The sequence below is a fragment of the Qipengyuania flava genome, from assembly GCF_019448255.1.
Taxonomy (GTDB): domain Bacteria; phylum Pseudomonadota; class Alphaproteobacteria; order Sphingomonadales; family Sphingomonadaceae; genus Qipengyuania; species Qipengyuania flava_A.
This window is the reverse complement of record NZ_CP080410.1, coordinates 1590796-1605319: the sequence shown is the minus strand read 5'-3', so window position 1 is coordinate 1605319 and position 14524 is coordinate 1590796. Positions and strand designations below refer to the sequence as shown.

The 14524-nt window shown below is 64.0% G+C and carries 12 protein-coding genes and 1 pseudogene; 5 read left to right on the top strand and 8 right to left on the bottom strand.

From position 1 onward, the window contains the following. Positions 1 to 120 precede the first annotated feature (120 nt). The 3 genes from KUV82_RS07935 to KUV82_RS07925 are packed head-to-tail and all read left to right on the top strand — an operon-like array spanning position 121 to position 2956. Positions 121 to 1347: an MFS transporter gene (locus KUV82_RS07935; RefSeq protein ID WP_258319894.1), complete on the top strand. Its 1227-nt coding sequence runs from the start codon at positions 121 to 123 to the stop codon at positions 1345 to 1347. Further along, positions 1344 to 2261, top strand: coding sequence for a cysteine synthase A (gene cysK / locus KUV82_RS07930; RefSeq protein ID WP_219953767.1), 918 nt, complete (start codon positions 1344 to 1346; stop codon positions 2259 to 2261). The genes KUV82_RS07935 and cysK overlap by 4 nt, the downstream gene beginning before the upstream one ends. Continuing rightward, on the top strand, positions 2258 to 2956 hold the full coding sequence (locus KUV82_RS07925; protein WP_219953766.1) for a dienelactone hydrolase family protein: 699 nt from the start codon (positions 2258 to 2260) through the stop codon (positions 2954 to 2956). The genes cysK and KUV82_RS07925 overlap by 4 nt, the downstream gene beginning before the upstream one ends. Positions 2957 to 3010: 54 nt before the next feature. Here the strand turns inward: KUV82_RS07925 and KUV82_RS07920 are convergent, their stop codons facing one another. The 5 genes and pseudogenes from KUV82_RS07920 to KUV82_RS14265 all read right to left on the bottom strand — a co-directional run. After that, positions 3011 to 4816: an acyl-CoA dehydrogenase C-terminal domain-containing protein gene (locus tag KUV82_RS07920; RefSeq protein ID WP_219953765.1), complete on the bottom strand. Its 1806-nt coding sequence runs from the start codon at positions 4814 to 4816 to the stop codon at positions 3011 to 3013. A 51-nt stretch (positions 4817 to 4867) separates the two neighbouring features. Then, positions 4868 to 5326, bottom strand: a complete 459-nt coding sequence (locus KUV82_RS07915) for a MerR family transcriptional regulator (RefSeq protein WP_219953764.1) — start codon at positions 5324 to 5326, stop codon at positions 4868 to 4870. Positions 5327 to 5358: 32 nt separating this feature from the next. Beyond that, positions 5359 to 5691: a phosphoribosyl-AMP cyclohydrolase gene (gene hisI / locus KUV82_RS07910; protein ID WP_258319893.1), complete on the bottom strand. Its 333-nt coding sequence runs from the start codon at positions 5689 to 5691 to the stop codon at positions 5359 to 5361. Positions 5692 to 6084: 393 nt separating this feature from the next. Further along, positions 6085 to 6510, bottom strand: a complete 426-nt coding sequence (locus KUV82_RS14270) for a ComF family protein (RefSeq protein ID WP_309148101.1) — start codon at positions 6508 to 6510, stop codon at positions 6085 to 6087. Between the two features lie 168 nt (positions 6511 to 6678). Beyond that, positions 6679 to 6921 (bottom strand): annotated as a pseudogene (locus KUV82_RS14265) (double zinc ribbon domain-containing protein); the annotation flags it as partial. Between KUV82_RS14265 and KUV82_RS07900 the strand changes: the two are divergent. Beyond that, a complete protein-coding gene (locus KUV82_RS07900; protein WP_219953761.1) occupies positions 6896 to 7654 on the top strand; it encodes a class I SAM-dependent methyltransferase in 759 nt (252 codons plus the stop codon). The pseudogene KUV82_RS14265 and the gene KUV82_RS07900 overlap by 26 nt on opposite strands. Here KUV82_RS07900 and ppdK read toward each other — a convergent pair. The 3 genes from ppdK to KUV82_RS07885 are packed head-to-tail and all read right to left on the bottom strand — an operon-like array spanning position 7651 to position 13426. After that, positions 7651 to 10317 carry a pyruvate, phosphate dikinase gene (gene ppdK, locus KUV82_RS07895; protein ID WP_219953760.1) on the bottom strand — a complete coding sequence of 889 codons (2667 nt, stop codon included), beginning with the start codon at positions 10315 to 10317 and terminating at the stop codon, positions 7651 to 7653. The genes KUV82_RS07900 and ppdK overlap by 4 nt on opposite strands. A 56-nt stretch (positions 10318 to 10373) precedes the next feature. Beyond that, on the bottom strand, positions 10374 to 12530 hold the full coding sequence (gene glyS, locus KUV82_RS07890) for a glycine--tRNA ligase subunit beta (RefSeq protein ID WP_219953759.1): 2157 nt from the start codon (positions 12528 to 12530) through the stop codon (positions 10374 to 10376). After that, positions 12527 to 13426, bottom strand: coding sequence for a glycine--tRNA ligase subunit alpha (locus KUV82_RS07885; RefSeq protein WP_219953758.1), 900 nt, complete (start codon positions 13424 to 13426; stop codon positions 12527 to 12529). The genes glyS and KUV82_RS07885 overlap by 4 nt, the downstream gene beginning before the upstream one ends. 140 nt (positions 13427 to 13566) lie before the next feature. On the opposite strand from KUV82_RS07885, the gene KUV82_RS07880 reads away from it, so the two are divergent. Continuing rightward, a complete protein-coding gene (locus tag KUV82_RS07880; protein WP_219953757.1) occupies positions 13567 to 14514 on the top strand; it encodes a TraB/GumN family protein in 948 nt (315 codons plus the stop codon). The last annotated feature ends 10 nt before the right edge of the window (positions 14515 to 14524 follow it).

The window sequence follows — 14524 nt, the reverse complement described above, 5'->3', positions numbered from 1 at the left end:
CTTCACAACCGAAGGCGGGCCTGCCATGCGTCCGGCGTGAGCGAAACGACTGCGCCTTCTCCCGATAGCTCCCCGCTGCGGATCGCGAACTTCCGCGCCTATTGGGTGAGCCGCCTGTCGATGACGCTGGCGCAATACGCGATGATGCTGATCATCGGGTGGCAGACGTATAATATCGCACGCGATGGCGGGATGAGCGTGGCCGGAGCTTCGGGGCAGCTCGCGCTGATCGGCCTCCTGCAGTTTGTCCCACTCTTCCTGCTAACACCCTTCTCCGGCTGGGCAGCCGATCAGTTCGACCGGCGCAACATCGCCCGGATGACGGTGCTGGCCCAACTGGGCTGTGCTGGGGCGCTTGCCTTCCTGACCTGGAACGAGGCGCTTTCGCTCCCCGCCCTGTTCGGTGTCGCGATTGTTCTCGGCATCGTGAGGGCCTTCAACGGGCCGGCGCTGTCGGCGCTTGCGCCGAACCTCGTGCCCAAGGCTATCCTGCCCAACGCCATCGCCCTGTCGAGCATCGCCTGGCAGGTGGGCATGATCGTGGGCCCGGCAATCGGCGGCTACACTTACGCAATCCTGCCTGCCCTGCCCTATATGGTGGCGTGCGGACTGTTCGCGGTCTCGCTTCTCGCTCTGGGCTTCATCGGCAAGGTTCCGCAGCCCGCGCGCGAGGCGAACAAGCGGCCGATCCACCAGATGGTCGAAGGCCTGCGCTATGTGGTGCGCAACAAGATGGTCCTGGGTGCGATAACCCTCGATCTCTTCGCCGTCTTTCTCGCGGGCGCGACCGCGCTGTTCCCGGTCTATGCGCGCGATATTCTCGAGGTCGGCGAGACGGGTCTTGCGCAGCTAGCCATGGCGCCTGCCGTCGGTGCGGCCCTCACAGCATTGTGGTTCAGCTTCCGTCCGCTGAAGACCAATGTGGGTCCCAAGATGCTCTGGGCCGTCGCCATTTTCGGGCTCGCGACGGTTGTCTTCGGTCTTTCCGAGAGCATGCCCTTGAGCCTCGCCATGCTGTTCATCGTTGGCGCAGCCGACATGTTCAGTGTTTATATCCGCCAGTCGCTGATCCAGCTGCATACGCCCGACGACAAGCGCGGCCGTGTATCTTCGGTCAGCCTTCTGACCATCAGCGCCTCGAACGAGTTCGGCGATTTCTTCTCCGGCAGCCTTGCCTATCTCGTCGGCCCCGTGCTGGCCGTGGTTGGCGGCGGAGCGGGAGCGATCGTGACCGTCGCGCTCTGGTCTCGAATATTCCCCGTGCTACGAAACACGCGGACCTTTGACCCTCCACCCGAATTGCTAGACACTCCCCCGGAAGAAAAATTGAAGGAGCAGATGCCATGAAAGCCGACTCCGTCCTCGCCACCATTGGCGGCACCCCGCACATCCGCCTCTCGCGCCTCTTCCCCGACCACGAGGTCTGGGTGAAGAACGAGCGCGCCAATCCCGGCGGTTCGATCAAGGACCGCATCGGCCTCGCCATGATCGAGGATGCGGAAAAGGCGGGCAAGCTCAAGGAAGGTGGCACGATCATCGAGCCGACCAGTGGCAACACCGGTATCGGCCTTGCGATGACCGCTGCGGTCAAGGGCTACAAGCTGATCCTGGTCATGCCCGAAAGCATGAGCGTGGAGCGCCGCCGCCTGATGCTGGCCTATGGCGCGACCTTCGATCTTACGCCCAAGGAAAAGGGCATGAAGGGCGCGATCGAGCGCGCGCAGGAACTGGTCGAGAAGACCGAAGGCGCCTGGATGCCGAGCCAGTTCGACAACGAAAGCAACTGGAAGGTTCACGCGCGCACTACGGCGCAGGAAATCCTCGCAGACTTCGCAGATACGCCGATCGATGCGCTGATTACCGGCGTCGGCACCGGCGGGCACCTGACCGGCTGCGCGGAAGTGCTCAAGGAAACCTGGCCCGAGATGAAGGCCTGGGGTGTTGAGCCCGAGCTTTCGCCCGTCATCAGCGGTGGCCAGCCCGGCCCGCACCCGATCCAGGGCATTGGGGCGGGTTTCATTCCCGGCAACCTCCACACGGACGCCATCGAAGGCGCGATCCAGGTCGACGCGGCGGACGCGAAGGAAATGGCCCGCCAATGCGCGGTGAAGGAAGGTTTGCTGGTCGGCATTTCAAGCGGTGCCACCCTTGCCGCCATCAAGAAGAAGCTGGCCGAACTGCCCGCAGGAAGCCGCGTGCTCGGCTTCAATTATGACACGGGCGAGCGCTATCTCTCGGTGCCGGACTTCCTGCCCGAATGATGGAGTTCGAGAAGGTCGAATACAGCGACGAGGCGGTCGAGCTGACCGCCTTGGCCGCGCGCCCTGACGGAAAGCCCCGCGCGGCGATCGCGATCTACCCGACCTTCATGAACTCGACGCCCGGGGTTGAGGTCAAGGCCGAGCGATTGGTCGAGGCGGGATATTCCGTTTTGATCGGGGATTTCTATGGCCCCGATGCCCCGTCCAATTTCGATGAGGCCTTTGCGGCCATGGCTGCCTTGCGCAGCGATCCGCCTGCAATGCGCCAGAGGCTTCGCGCGACGCTGGACTTGCTGCGAAGCCGCGAACCCGATGCCCCACAGCTGGCCATCGGCTTCTGCCTGGGCGGGATGGCTGTGCTCGAAATGGCCCGCGACGGAGAGGATCTGGCCGCCGTGGTCAGCTTCCACGGGCTGCTTGAGACCGCCCTGCCCGCCAACAAGCCGATTATCCCGCGAATCCTCGTGTGTCATGGCGACGCAGATTCGCTTGTCCCTCGCGAGCAGGTGACCGGTTTCTGGTCCGAGATGGACGCGGTGAAAGCTGATTGGCACCTCCACAGCTACGCCGGGGTCGAACACGGCTTTACCAACCCGCGCATGCTCGATGGCAGTGCCAATCCCGCCTACGACGCCAGCGCCGATCGCCAGAGCTGGGCGGCCATGCATTCCCTCTTCGACGAAGTGCTCGGCTGAAACGAAAAGGCCCGAGCTGAAGCCCGGGCCTTTCCCTTGTTCGAGATCAAACGCTTACGCGGCGGTTGCGAAGGCGTCTTCGCCAAGCGCCATCAGGCTCTCGCTGCCGGCTTCGAGCTTGCGGCGCAGCGCGCCGGCGTCGGGCAGGAAGCGGTCCATGTAGTAGCGCGCGGTGGCAAGCTTGCCTTCGTAGAACGCGGTGTCGTCGGTGCCGTCAGCCAGAGCCGCCTGAGCGACCTTGGCCATGCGCAGCCACATCCAGCCCAGCGTCACGATGCCCATGATGTGCATGTAGTGATGCGCGCCCGCGCCGAGGTGGTTGGGGTTCTGCATCGCGTTGTTCATGAACCACATGGTCGCGGCCTGCTGCTGGCCGAGAGCCTTTTCGAGCTGTTCGGCCATCCCGCCCAGCTGCTCGTCGCCCTTGGCCGCCGCGATGTCTTCGCCGACTGCCTTGAAGAAGGCCTGGATCGCCGCGCCGCCCTTGCTGGCGAGCTTGCGGCCGCACAGGTCCATCGCCTGCACGCCATTGGTGCCTTCGTAGATCTGGGCGATACGCGCATCGCGCACGAACTGGCTCATGCCCCATTCCTCGATGTAGCCGTGGCCGCCGAAGACCTGCTGCATGTTGGTGGCAACTTCATAGCCCTTGTCGGTGCCATAGCCCTTGATGACCGGGGTCAGCAGGCCAATCATCGCATCCGCTTCGGCGCGTTCTTCTTCGGTCTGGGCCTTGTGCGTGAGGTCGACCTGGAGGGCGCCCCACAGGCACAGGGCGCGCATGCCTTCGGTGAAGGCCTTGGCGTCCATTAGCATGCGGCGCACGTCGGGGTGGACGAAGATCGGGTCGGCCTGCGCTTCGGGCTCTGCCGGACCAGTCAGCGCGCGGCCCTGGCGACGGTCGAGCGCATAGGCAACGGCGTTCTGGTAAGCGACTTCGGCTTGGCTCAGGCCCTGGATGCCGACGCCGAGACGCGCGGCGTTCATCATGATGAACATGGCGGCGAGACCCTTGTTCTCTTCGCCAACCATCCAGCCCGTCGCGCCGTCATAGTTGAGAACGCAGGTCGAGTTCGCGTGGATGCCCATCTTGTGCTCGATCGAGCCGCACATCACGCCGTTGCGCTCACCCGGAGTGCCATCATCGTTGACGAGGAACTTCGGCACCACGAAGAGCGAAATGCCCTTGGTGCTATCGGGCGCACCAGGCGTCTTGGCGAGAACGAGGTGAATGATGTTCTCGCTCATGTCGTGCTCGCCAGCCGAGATGAAGATCTTGGTGCCGGTGATCGAATAGCTGCCGTCCGCCTGCGGTTCGGCCTTGGTGCGGATCATGCCGAGGTCGGTGCCGCAATGCGGTTCGGTCAGGTTCATGGTGCCGGTCCATTCGCCGCTCACCATCTTCGGGAGATACATCTCCTTCTGTTCGTGGCTGCCCTTGGCGATCAGCGCGGAGATCGCGCCGTTGGTGAGGCCCGGATACATGCCGAACGCCTGGTTCGCGCTGGAGATGTATTCTTCCATCACGAAGCCCAGCACATGCGGCATGCCCTGCCCGCCGAATTCCTCCGGATGCGCCAGCGTGCCCCAGCCCGCTTCGCGGAACTGGTCAAACGCTTCCTTGAAACCCTTCGGCGTGGTCACCGAACCGTCTTCGTGACGGGTGCAGCCTTCCTGGTCGCCCGACAGGTTGAGCGGCGCGAGCACCTCGGCGCAGAACTTGCCGCCTTCGTTCACCACCGCGTCGGTGACGTCGGGAGACGCCATCTCGAAACCCGGCAGATTGCCGTAATTCGAAAGGTCGAGCATCTCGTTGATGATAAAGCGCGTATCACGGGTAGGTGCGGAGTAGATGGGCATCTGCGTGTCCTTGGGTATTAGTATTGAGACGGGTCTCGCCGGGGAGGCTAATCAGTCGAGATCGAGCGTTTTGATCTGCTCGATGAATTCGCTCAGCTCCTTGATCGAGCTGTCGATGTCGTCCCGCTGTTCTTTCAGCTTGGCGACATGCGCTTCGCACTTCTCGACCGTGACGCGGCGCTGTTCGACGCGTCCATCTCCAAGATCGTAGAGGTCGATCATTTCGCGGATTTCGGTGAGCGAGAAGCCGACGTTCTTGGCGCGCATGATCCACGCCAGACGAGCGCGGTCGCGCTTGGAATAGATGCGGGTCAGGCCAATGCGCGAGGGCGCGATCAGGCCTTCGTCCTCGTAGAAGCGGAGGGCGCGGGCCGTGCAGCCGAATTCGCTGGTCAGGTCGGAAATCGAATACTGCTCGCGGCCGAGCTCGTCAGGCCGCTCGATATGGGCGCCTGCATGGCGGCGATCGCCTTGTTGAGCGGAAAGATCGTTGGGAAGCGGCTGTGTCATGCCCTTCCCATAACCCAACGTTTACGTAAGCGTCAAGTCTTGACGGGTTGGAGAGCATCGTCCTCCAGGACACGATAGAAACAGCTTTCCGCACCCGTGTGACAGGTGGGCCCTGCAGGCGTACAAGAAAGGACCAGCGCGTCCTGGTCGCAGTCCACCAGCATCTCTTCTACCTTCAGAATGTGCCCCGAGGTCTCGCCCTTCTTCCACAGCTTGCCCCGCGATCGCGAATGGAAATGTGCCACTCCGGTTGCGCGGGTGGCCTCAAGTGCTTCGGCGTCCATGAAGGCCACCATCAGGACTGCGCGCGTCGCGTGATTCACCACCACAGCGCTCAACAAGCCCTTGTCATCGAACTTTGGCATGAAGCGCGTTCCTGCCTCGCGTTCGGTTTTCGTCGTCACGGATAAGCCTTCCAATTGTATCGATGCGACATGCTTGTTGCACGATAACCACAAAGTCGAGCCAAAATCGGACATTAATGCAGATGTAGGTTTGATGACTCGATGGTTTCGGGAACAAATGGCCTCGCAGGTTCACAAGGCCTGCCCACCGGAGCATCGGTGCCAGCAGAGCGCCAGGTTCAGGGGGTCAACGGATCCGCAGCCGCGATCGAGGGTTTGCGCGGCGCATCCGAAAACGATGAGGGATGGACCGAGAGTGTATGCTGGGGGGCTACACTCAGGCCGCAAGGCAGGTCCGGTATAATTCGTCACGTGGCGCCCGGGATCGCAAGGTCCCGGGCGTTTCGTTTGACGCTAGGTGTCGAGCGCCTCGTCGAGCACCCGTGAGAAGCACGCAATCCGCACAGAGGCCGCGCCGCTGCGCTTCAGGGCGGCGACGCAGGCTGTGCTGGTTGCGCCGCTCGTGAGCACGTCATCGACCAGCACGACGGACCTGCCCTGGATGCACGGCAGCCTGCTGGCCTTTACGGCGATTGCCCCTGACAACGCCCGGGTTCGGGCCTTCCTGCCCAACCCGCCGAGCGACGGCGTGGCCCTTGTCCGCACGAGGCCATCGACGCACACCGATCCGTGCCCGAGCCGGGCCAGTTCCTGCGCCAATAGCCCCGCCTGATTATAGCCCCGCTGCCAGAGACGATTGCGGTGCAAAGGGACGGGCACGAGGACGTATGGATCGCCTTGGCTTTCCGGTAGTCGCGCGGCGATCAGGCGCGCCAGCATGGGGGCTAGCGCGATCCGGCGTCCATGCTTGAAGGCCAGGACCAGCTTGCGGGCAGTGTCGGTATAGAGCGTACCCGCCGCGATCCCATCGTGTTTCGGAGGAGACGCAAGGCAGGGTCCACACACTGCGCCTGCGCCAGGTCCGCGCGCACCGAAAGGTCGCTGGCAGGCGCTGCAACAAGGTTCTGAAGGAATGACCAGATCATCCCAGCAGGCGGTACATAGTCCACCATGTTCGCCCACCCCTTCCCCGCAGGCCGGGCAGCGCGGCGGGTAGATGAAATCGAGCACGGGCGCGATGCTGCGACTGATCAGGCGGCTTGTCGACACCTTCCCATGCTGCGCGTCTTGCGCACCGGTTGCAAGCGCGGCAGGGGTCGGGCTGATGGCCACCACCGCCCCGCCCCGCATCTTTTCTCGCTCGCGCCGCATTGCCGGCCTGCGCCGCGCCCGCGTGCGTCAGTCGCAGCGCGACGCGGCGCGCTATATCCTCGACGACATGGTCGAAGACGTGCTCGACCGGCTGGAATTCATTCGTCTGGCCCCGGCCCGCGTGCTGGTCATCGGGGACTGGACCGGCACCCTCGCCTTGTCGCTACGCGGGGCCGGATCGGAAGTGGTCGAACACGATGTCGCCTCGCTCGATGAAGAGCAGCCGATTGGCGAAGGCCCGTTCGACCTCGTGGCGAGCCTCTCCTCAGTCGATCGGGTCAACGACCTGCCCGGTGCGCTGCTGCATATGCGCAACGCGCTAGCCGAGGATGGCATGATGATCGCCAGCTTTCTCGGGGCCGGAAGCCTGCCCAACTTGCGCAAGGCCATGCTAGCTGCAGAGCCCGATCGCCCCGCGCCGCGTATGCATCCGCTGGTCGACAACCAAGCGGCTTCTGCGCTGTTGCAACGCGCGCTGTTCAAACGCCAGGTAGTCGACGGGCGCAGCCTGTCGGTATCCTACGGATCGCTCGACCGTCTGGTGGCCGACCTGCGTGACCAGGGCCTAACGAGCGCTCTTGCGACCACGCCCCCTGCCCTCGGCAAGGCCGCCAAAGCACGCGCCGAAGCCGCCTTCCTCGAGGGGGCAAACGATAAGGGCCGGGTTCTCGAAACCTTCGAGATCCTGACCCTTACCGGTTGGAAAGACTAGCGAAGATTTGCCTGCGCTGCGGCAAGCCTGGCAATCGGCACCCGGTAGGGTGATGCGCTGACGTAATCGAGGCCGGTCTCTTCGCAGAAGGCGATGCTCGCCGGATCCCCGCCGTGTTCGCCGCAGATACCCAGCTTGATGTCCCCGCGCGTCGCACGCCCGCGTTCGGCTGCAAGCTCCACAAGCTGACCCACGCCGTCGACATCGAGGCTGACGAACGGATCGCGGGCGAAGATGCCCTTGTCGACATAGGTCGTCAGGAAGCGGCCCGCGTCATCGCGGCTCACCCCGAGTGTGGTCTGGGTGAGGTCGTTGGTGCCGAAGCTGAAGAACTCGCCCACCTCGGCGATCTCTCCCGCCATCAGCGCGGCGCGCGGCAGTTCGATCATGGTGCCAACGAGGTAGTCGACGCTCTTGCCGGTGGCCGCGAAGACCTCCTGCGCCACGCGGTCGACGACTGCCTTTAGGAGCTCCAGCTCGCGGCGCGTGGCGACGAGCGGGATCATGATCTCCGGCACCGGCGCTTCACCGCTGTCCTTGGCGACCTGGCAGGCCGCCTCGAAGATCGCGCGCGCCTGCATTTCGTAGATTTCGGGATAGGTAATCCCCAGGCGGCAGCCGCGATGGCCCAGCATAGGGTTGAACTCGTGCAGCTCGCCGGCGCGGCGACGAAGCTTGTCGATATCGACACCGGTAGCCTCGGCGAGGTCCTCGAACTCGGCATCGCCATGCGGCAGGAACTCGTGCAGCGGCGGGTCGAGCAGGCGGATGGTGCACGGCAGGCCGGCCATGACTTCGAAGATGGTCACGAAATCGCTGCGCTGTTCTGGCAGCAGCTTGTCGAGCGCAGCGCGGCGGCCCTTCTCGCTATCGGCGAGGATCATCTCGCGCACGGCGCTGATTCGCGATGCATCGAAGAACATGTGCTCCGTACGACACAGGCCGATGCCTTCTGCGCCGAACTGGCGCGCCATGCGGCATTCTGTCTCGGTTTCCGCGTTGGTGCGAACGCGCATGCGGCGGTGCTTGTCGGCCCATTCCATGAGCGTGCCGAAGTCGCCCGCCAGTTCCGGTTCGATGGTCGCCACTTCGCCGGCCATGACCTGGCCATTGGCTCCATCGATGGTGATGACGTCACCTTCCTTGAGCTCGCGATTGCCGATGGTCAGCGCGCGGCCTTCGCGGGCAATTGCCACTTGCGATGCGCCGGACACACACGGACGGCCCATGCCGCGCGCCACAACGGCGGCGTGGCTGGTCATACCGCCGCGCGCGGTCAGGATACCGGTCGCCGCGTGCATGCCGTGAATGTCCTCGGGCGATGTCTCCACGCGGACGAGGATCACCTTCTCGCCGCGGTTCGCCCACAGCTCGGCGGTGTCGGCATCGAGCACGATCTTGCCGCTCGCCGCGCCGGGCGAGGCAGGCAGGCCCGTGGTCAGCACATCGCGCGGCGCCTCGGGATCGAGCGTCGGGTGAAGCAGCTGGTCCAGGGCCATCGGGTCGACGCGCAGGATCGCGGTCTTCTCGTCGATCAGTCCTTCGCCGACCATATCGACCGCGAGCTTGAGCGCGGCCTTGGCCGTCCGCTTGCCGCTGCGGGTCTGGAGCAGCCAGAGCTTGCCCTGCTGCACGGTGAACTCGATGTCCTGCATATCGTTGTAGTGCCGTTCGAGCAGGTCGAAGAGATGCGCCAGTTCCTTGAAGGCTTCGGGCATGGCTTCTTCCATGCTCGGCTTGTCGGCGCCCGCTTCTTCGCGCGCGGCCTTGGTCAGGTACTGCGGCGTGCGGATCCCCGCGACCACGTCCTCGCCCTGCGCGTTGACCAGCCATTCGCCGTAATAGGCTTTCTCGCCGGTCGAGGGGTTGCGGGTGAAGGCAACGCCGGTGGCGCTGGTGTCGCCCATGTTCCCGAACACCATGGCCTGCACGTTCACCGCCGTGCCCATGTCATGCGGGATGTCGTTGAGGCGGCGGTATACCTTTGCGCGTTCGGTATCCCAGCTGTCGAAGACGGCGCTGATCGCGCCCCAGAGCTGTTCGACCGGATCCTGCGGGAACGGCTTGCCGATTTCCTGCTCGACGATCGCCTTGTACTCGGCGACTAGCGCTTTCCATTCCTCGGCCGAGAGTTCGGTGTCGGCGTAATAGCCGTTGTCTTCCTTGGCGATTTCGAGCGCTTCTTCGAAGAGGCCGTGATCGACGCCGAGCACCACGTCTCCGTACATCTGCACGAAGCGGCGGTAGCTGTCCCAGGCGAAGCGTTCATCGCCCGAGGTCTTGGCGAGCCCCTCGACGGTCTCATCGTTAAGGCCAAGGTTGAGAACCGTGTCCATCATGCCCGGCATGGAGATCGCCGCACCCGAACGGACCGAGACGAGCAGCGGGTCGGCGGCGTCACCGAAGCCCTTGCCGACCGTCTTCTCGACATGGGTCAGGGCCGCAGCCACCGCCTCGCGCAGGGACGGTTCGAAATCCGATCCGCCAGCGAGGTACTTGAGGCATTCTTCGGTCGCGATGGTGAAACCGGGAGGTACCGGCAGGCCGATGCTGGCCATTTCGGCGAGGTTTGCGCCCTTGCCGCCGGTGACTGTCTTGTCCTTCTGGCGTGCATTCGAATGCGCAGCGTCTCCGCCGAAAATGAAGACCGTGTCGTTGCTCATGCAGGAAATTCCTAAGCTCTTGGGCGCGGGCGTCCGGGGTGCCTGCGCGAAATGGGTTAGCCCTCGATCCGGCTGAAATCTGCAACATTGTGCACTGCAGCACGAAAGGCTGCAAGCAGATCGAGGCGATGCGCCCGCTTGTTTTCTTCTTGAGCGTTTACCGTCACTTCATCGAAGAAACGGTCGATCGGTGCGCGCAGGGCAGCAAGTGCCGCCATGGCTGCGCCGAAATCTTCCCCGGCAATCGCCTTGGCCGCGGCGGGCTGCGACTGAGCCAGCGCGTCCATCAGCGCCTTCTCGGCCGGCTCGGGTTCGTAGGTGAGCTTCGCATGGCGCTCAGCCATCTTGGCATCGATCACCGCCTTCATGTCGGGATCGTCGACCAGCGCCAGCGGGTCTTCCTCGCCCGTGCGGGCGATCTCACCCTCAATGCCGTGCCAGTCTTCCTTCTTTAGGATGTTGGCTGCACGCTTGTAGCCAGCGAGAAGGTTGGCGCCATCTTCGGACCCGAGGAAGGCAGCCAGTGCCCTCGCCCGCGCTTCCACGCGATCGACGCGCATGTCGGGGCGGCCTTCCCAGCTGCGCGAAGCCTGAATGAAATCGTGGCGCACGCCCTCATCGCGCAACTGAACGGCAAGACGGTCGAGAAGGAAGTCGGCGAGCTTCTCAGCGAGACCCGCGTTCGGACGTCCGTCCCAGGCATGGATAACGGTGTCGAGCGACAGCTTGAGATTGTTCGCCTGCACCAGGCGCAGGTAACCAAGCGCTGCACGGCGGAGCGCGAAGGGATCCTTCGAACCGGTCGGTAGGATGTCGATCTTGAAGAAGCTCAGCAGGTTGTCGAGCTTGTCCGCGAGACTGACGGCAACCGTGGTTGGCGCGGTCGGAACCTCGTCGCTGGCGCCCACGGGCTTGTAATGGTCACGGATCGCTTCGGACACTTCGACCGGCAAGCCTTCCGCCTTCGCGTAATAGCCACCCATGAGGCCCTGCAATTCGGGGAATTCGCCGACCATCTCGGTGACGAGATCGGCTTTGGAGAGTTCGGCCGCTTGGCGTGCAAGCTTGTGGTCCCCATTGGGAGCCTTGGCATCGAACACGAGCCAATCAGCCAGCTTGGCCACACGGTCGACCTTGTCAGCGACCGTGCCCAGCTTTTCGTGGAAGGTGATGCGTTCGAGCCCCTTGGCGTGCTCGGCGAGGGTCTTCTTGCGGTCGACATCCCAAAAGAACCGCGCGTCGGACAGGCGGGCGGCAAGGACCTTGCGGTTGCCGTCAACCACGCGCGCGCCGCCGTCTTCCGCCTCGATATTGGCAGTGCAGATGAAAGCGTTGGCGAGTTCGCCTTTGTCGTCTTCGCAGACGAAGTACTTCTGGTTGACGCGTGCGGTGAGCTGGATTGTCTCGGGCGGGACCTCGAGGAAATCTTCCTCGAAACGGCCGAGCAGCGGGACGGGCCATTCGGTGAGGCCGGCGTTCTCGATGACGAGACCTTCGTCTTCGACCAGCTTGAGACCGGCTTCGCTCGCGACCTTGGCAGCGCCCGAGCGGATCAAGTCTTGGCGCTCCTCATGGTCGACGATGACGTGACCGGCGCGTAGCTTCATCGCGTAATCGTCGGCGTTGCCGATGGTGATGTCGCCCGAGTGGTGGAAGCGGTGTCCCAGGGTCACAGCGCCCGAAGTGACGCCATGCACTTCGCATTCGACGACCTCGTCGCCCAGCAGCGAGACGATGCCCGACAGCGGGCGTACCCAGCGCAAGCTTTCGGTGCTGATCGAAGCTCCGCCCCAGCGCATCGACTTGGGCCAGCTGAATTCGCGGATGATCGCCGGAATGGCCTCGGCAAGCAGGTCCTTCGTCGCCCGGCCCGGGATGTTCTTCACGGCGAAGTAGGTTGGACGGCCCTTAACGTCGCGCACTTCGAGCTGGTCGCGGGTCACGCCATTCTTGCGGCAGAACCCGTCGATCGCCTGGTCCGGTGCGCCCTCGGGCGGACCCTTGGCCTCTTCGCTGACAGCCTCGGTAGCTTCCGGCAGCCCGCGCGCAATCAGCGCAAGGCGGCGCGGGGTCGACCAGACCATGATCTCGCCCGTCGTAACACCGGCCGCGTCCATCTCGCGGCGGAACAGCTTTTCGAGTTCGGCGCGGGCGCCCGCCTGCATCCGGGCGGGGATTTCTTCGCTGCGCAGTTCGAGGAGGAAGTCGCTCATTTCGACCACTCCGGATATTTCTCGGCCCACACGGGCGCTTCCTTTTCCATATGCGCTTCGCAAGCCCCGCGCGCGAGATCGCGGACGCGGCCCATGTAGCTGGCGCGTTCCTGCACGCTGATCACGCCGCGCGCCTGCAGCAGGTTGAAGATGTGGCTGGCCTCCACCGCCTGTTCATACGCGGCGATCGGCACTTCATTGGCGAGCGCGTTCTTGCACTCGGCCTCGGCCTTGTTGAACAGGTCGAACAGCGCATCGGTTTCCGCGACCTCGAAGTTCCACTTCGACATCTGCTTCTCGTTCTCGAGGAAGACGTCGCCATAGGTGACGCCCTGCCCGTTGAAGTCGAGATCGTAGACGTTGTCGACGCCCTGGATGTACATGGCGAGGCGCTCGAGCCCGTAGGTCAGCTCGCCCGCGACCGGCTTGCAGTCGAAGCCGCCCATCTGCTGGAAGTATGTGAACTGGGTCACTTCCATCCCGTCGCACCACACTTCCCAGCCAAGGCCCCATGCGCCCAGCGTCGGGCTTTCCCAGTCATCCTCGACGAAACGGATGTCGTGCTTCAGCGGATCGATGCCGATCACCTCGAGACTTTTCAGGTAGAGGTCCTGGATATCGGGCGGGCTCGGCTTCAGGATCACCTGGTACTGGTAATAGTGCTGCAGCCGATTGGGGTTCTCGCCATAACGGCCGTCCGTCGGGCGGCGGCAGGGCTGCACGAAAGCGGCGTTCCACGGCTCGGGACCCAGCGCGCGCAGCGTGGTCGCCGTGTGGAAGGTGCCTGCGCCCATACGCATGTCGTAAGGCTGCAGGATGAGGCATCCGTGCGCGCTCCAGAAGTCGTGGAGCGCGAGGATCATGTCTTGAAACGATTTGCGCGGATTACGGTCCATGGCGCGGGGCAATGGCGCACGATGTTTCACCGGTCAATGCCGCAGCGCAGCAAGGCCGGGATTGGGACGGTTCGCGGCGGCTTTGCATGGCGGCCCGAGGGTCGCTATCGACGCCAAAGACAAACCGGAGTCGCATCGCCATGACACGCCTCACCTATCCGCAGACACTCGCGCTCGGCGCAGCGCTGGCGCTGTCCTTGCAGGGGTGTTCGTCAAGTCCCGCAGCCGAGAGCGTTTCGGCACCGGTTCGCCCTGCGGTCGCAGTGGCCGAAGCCGCCCCAACGCTTGTCGGCCCGGGCCTGTGGAAGGTCGCAGACGAGGATACGACGGTCTACCTTTTCGGCACTGTCCATGCCCTGCCCAAGGATGTCGACTGGTACACGGGAACTATAGCCGATGCGCTGGCGTCCTCGCAGGAACTTGTCACCGAGATTCCGAGCAGTGCGTCGAGCGACCCTGCCTTGCAGCAGATGGTGATGGCCAAGGCCGTCCTGCCTGCCGGTCAGTCCCTCCGCGGATTGCTCAGCGAGCCCGACCGGACGAGCTACGAGATGGCGCTGACCCAGCTCGGCATGCCGCCCGCCTCCTTCGACCGGTTTGAACCATGGTTCGCCGGTATGACCATGGCGATCCTTCCGCTGATGCGCGCTGGGTACGAAGCTGAGAGCGGCGTGGAGAAGAAGCTGGAGGCGCTGGCCCCGCCCAGCATTGCGCGCGGCGCCCTCGAAACCCTCGAATGGCAGATCGACATGTTCGATGGACTGCCGCAGGAATCGCAGATCGCCTTCCTGATGGTGTCCGCCGACCATCTCGACGATATCCGCCCAACCATGGACGCGATGGTTGCCGAATGGCTCGAAGGCGATGCCGATGCCCTCGCGGCCCTGATGAACAAGGGGCTGACCGATTCACAGCTCGCCAGCGCCCTCCTCTATGATCGCAATGCCAACTGGGCCGAATGGATCGACAATCGCCTCGATAATCCGGGCACGGTTTTCCTGGCCGTGGGTGCTGGCCATCTGGCAGGTGAGCAGAGCGTGCAGGACTTCCTCGAGGCGCGCGGGCTTGCCGTAACCCGCGTCCAGTAATTGTCCCACG

Coding starts and splice junctions, on each gene's coding strand:
- KUV82_RS07935 (WP_258319894.1), top strand. CDS start 121: ATGACGCTGGCGCAATACGCGATGATGCTGATCATCGGGTGGCAGACG.
- cysK (WP_219953767.1), top strand. CDS start 1,344: ATGAAAGCCGACTCCGTCCTCGCCACCATTGGCGGCACCCCGCACATC.
- KUV82_RS07925 (WP_219953766.1), top strand. CDS start 2,258: ATGATGGAGTTCGAGAAGGTCGAATACAGCGACGAGGCGGTCGAGCTG.
- KUV82_RS07920 (WP_219953765.1), bottom strand. CDS start 4,816: ATGCCCATCTACTCCGCACCTACCCGTGATACGCGCTTTATCATCAAC.
- KUV82_RS07915 (WP_219953764.1), bottom strand. CDS start 5,326: ATGACACAGCCGCTTCCCAACGATCTTTCCGCTCAACAAGGCGATCGC.
- hisI (WP_258319893.1), bottom strand. CDS start 5,691: ATGCCAAAGTTCGATGACAAGGGCTTGTTGAGCGCTGTGGTGGTGAAT.
- KUV82_RS14270 (WP_309148101.1), bottom strand. CDS start 6,510: ATGCTGGCGCGCCTGATCGCCGCGCGACTACCGGAAAGCCAAGGCGAT.
- KUV82_RS07900 (WP_219953761.1), top strand. CDS start 6,896: ATGGCCACCACCGCCCCGCCCCGCATCTTTTCTCGCTCGCGCCGCATT.
- ppdK (WP_219953760.1), bottom strand. CDS start 10,317: ATGAGCAACGACACGGTCTTCATTTTCGGCGGAGACGCTGCGCATTCG.
- glyS (WP_219953759.1), bottom strand. CDS start 12,530: ATGAGCGACTTCCTCCTCGAACTGCGCAGCGAAGAAATCCCCGCCCGG.
- KUV82_RS07885 (WP_219953758.1), bottom strand. CDS start 13,426: ATGGACCGTAATCCGCGCAAATCGTTTCAAGACATGATCCTCGCGCTC.
- KUV82_RS07880 (WP_219953757.1), top strand. CDS start 13,567: ATGACACGCCTCACCTATCCGCAGACACTCGCGCTCGGCGCAGCGCTG.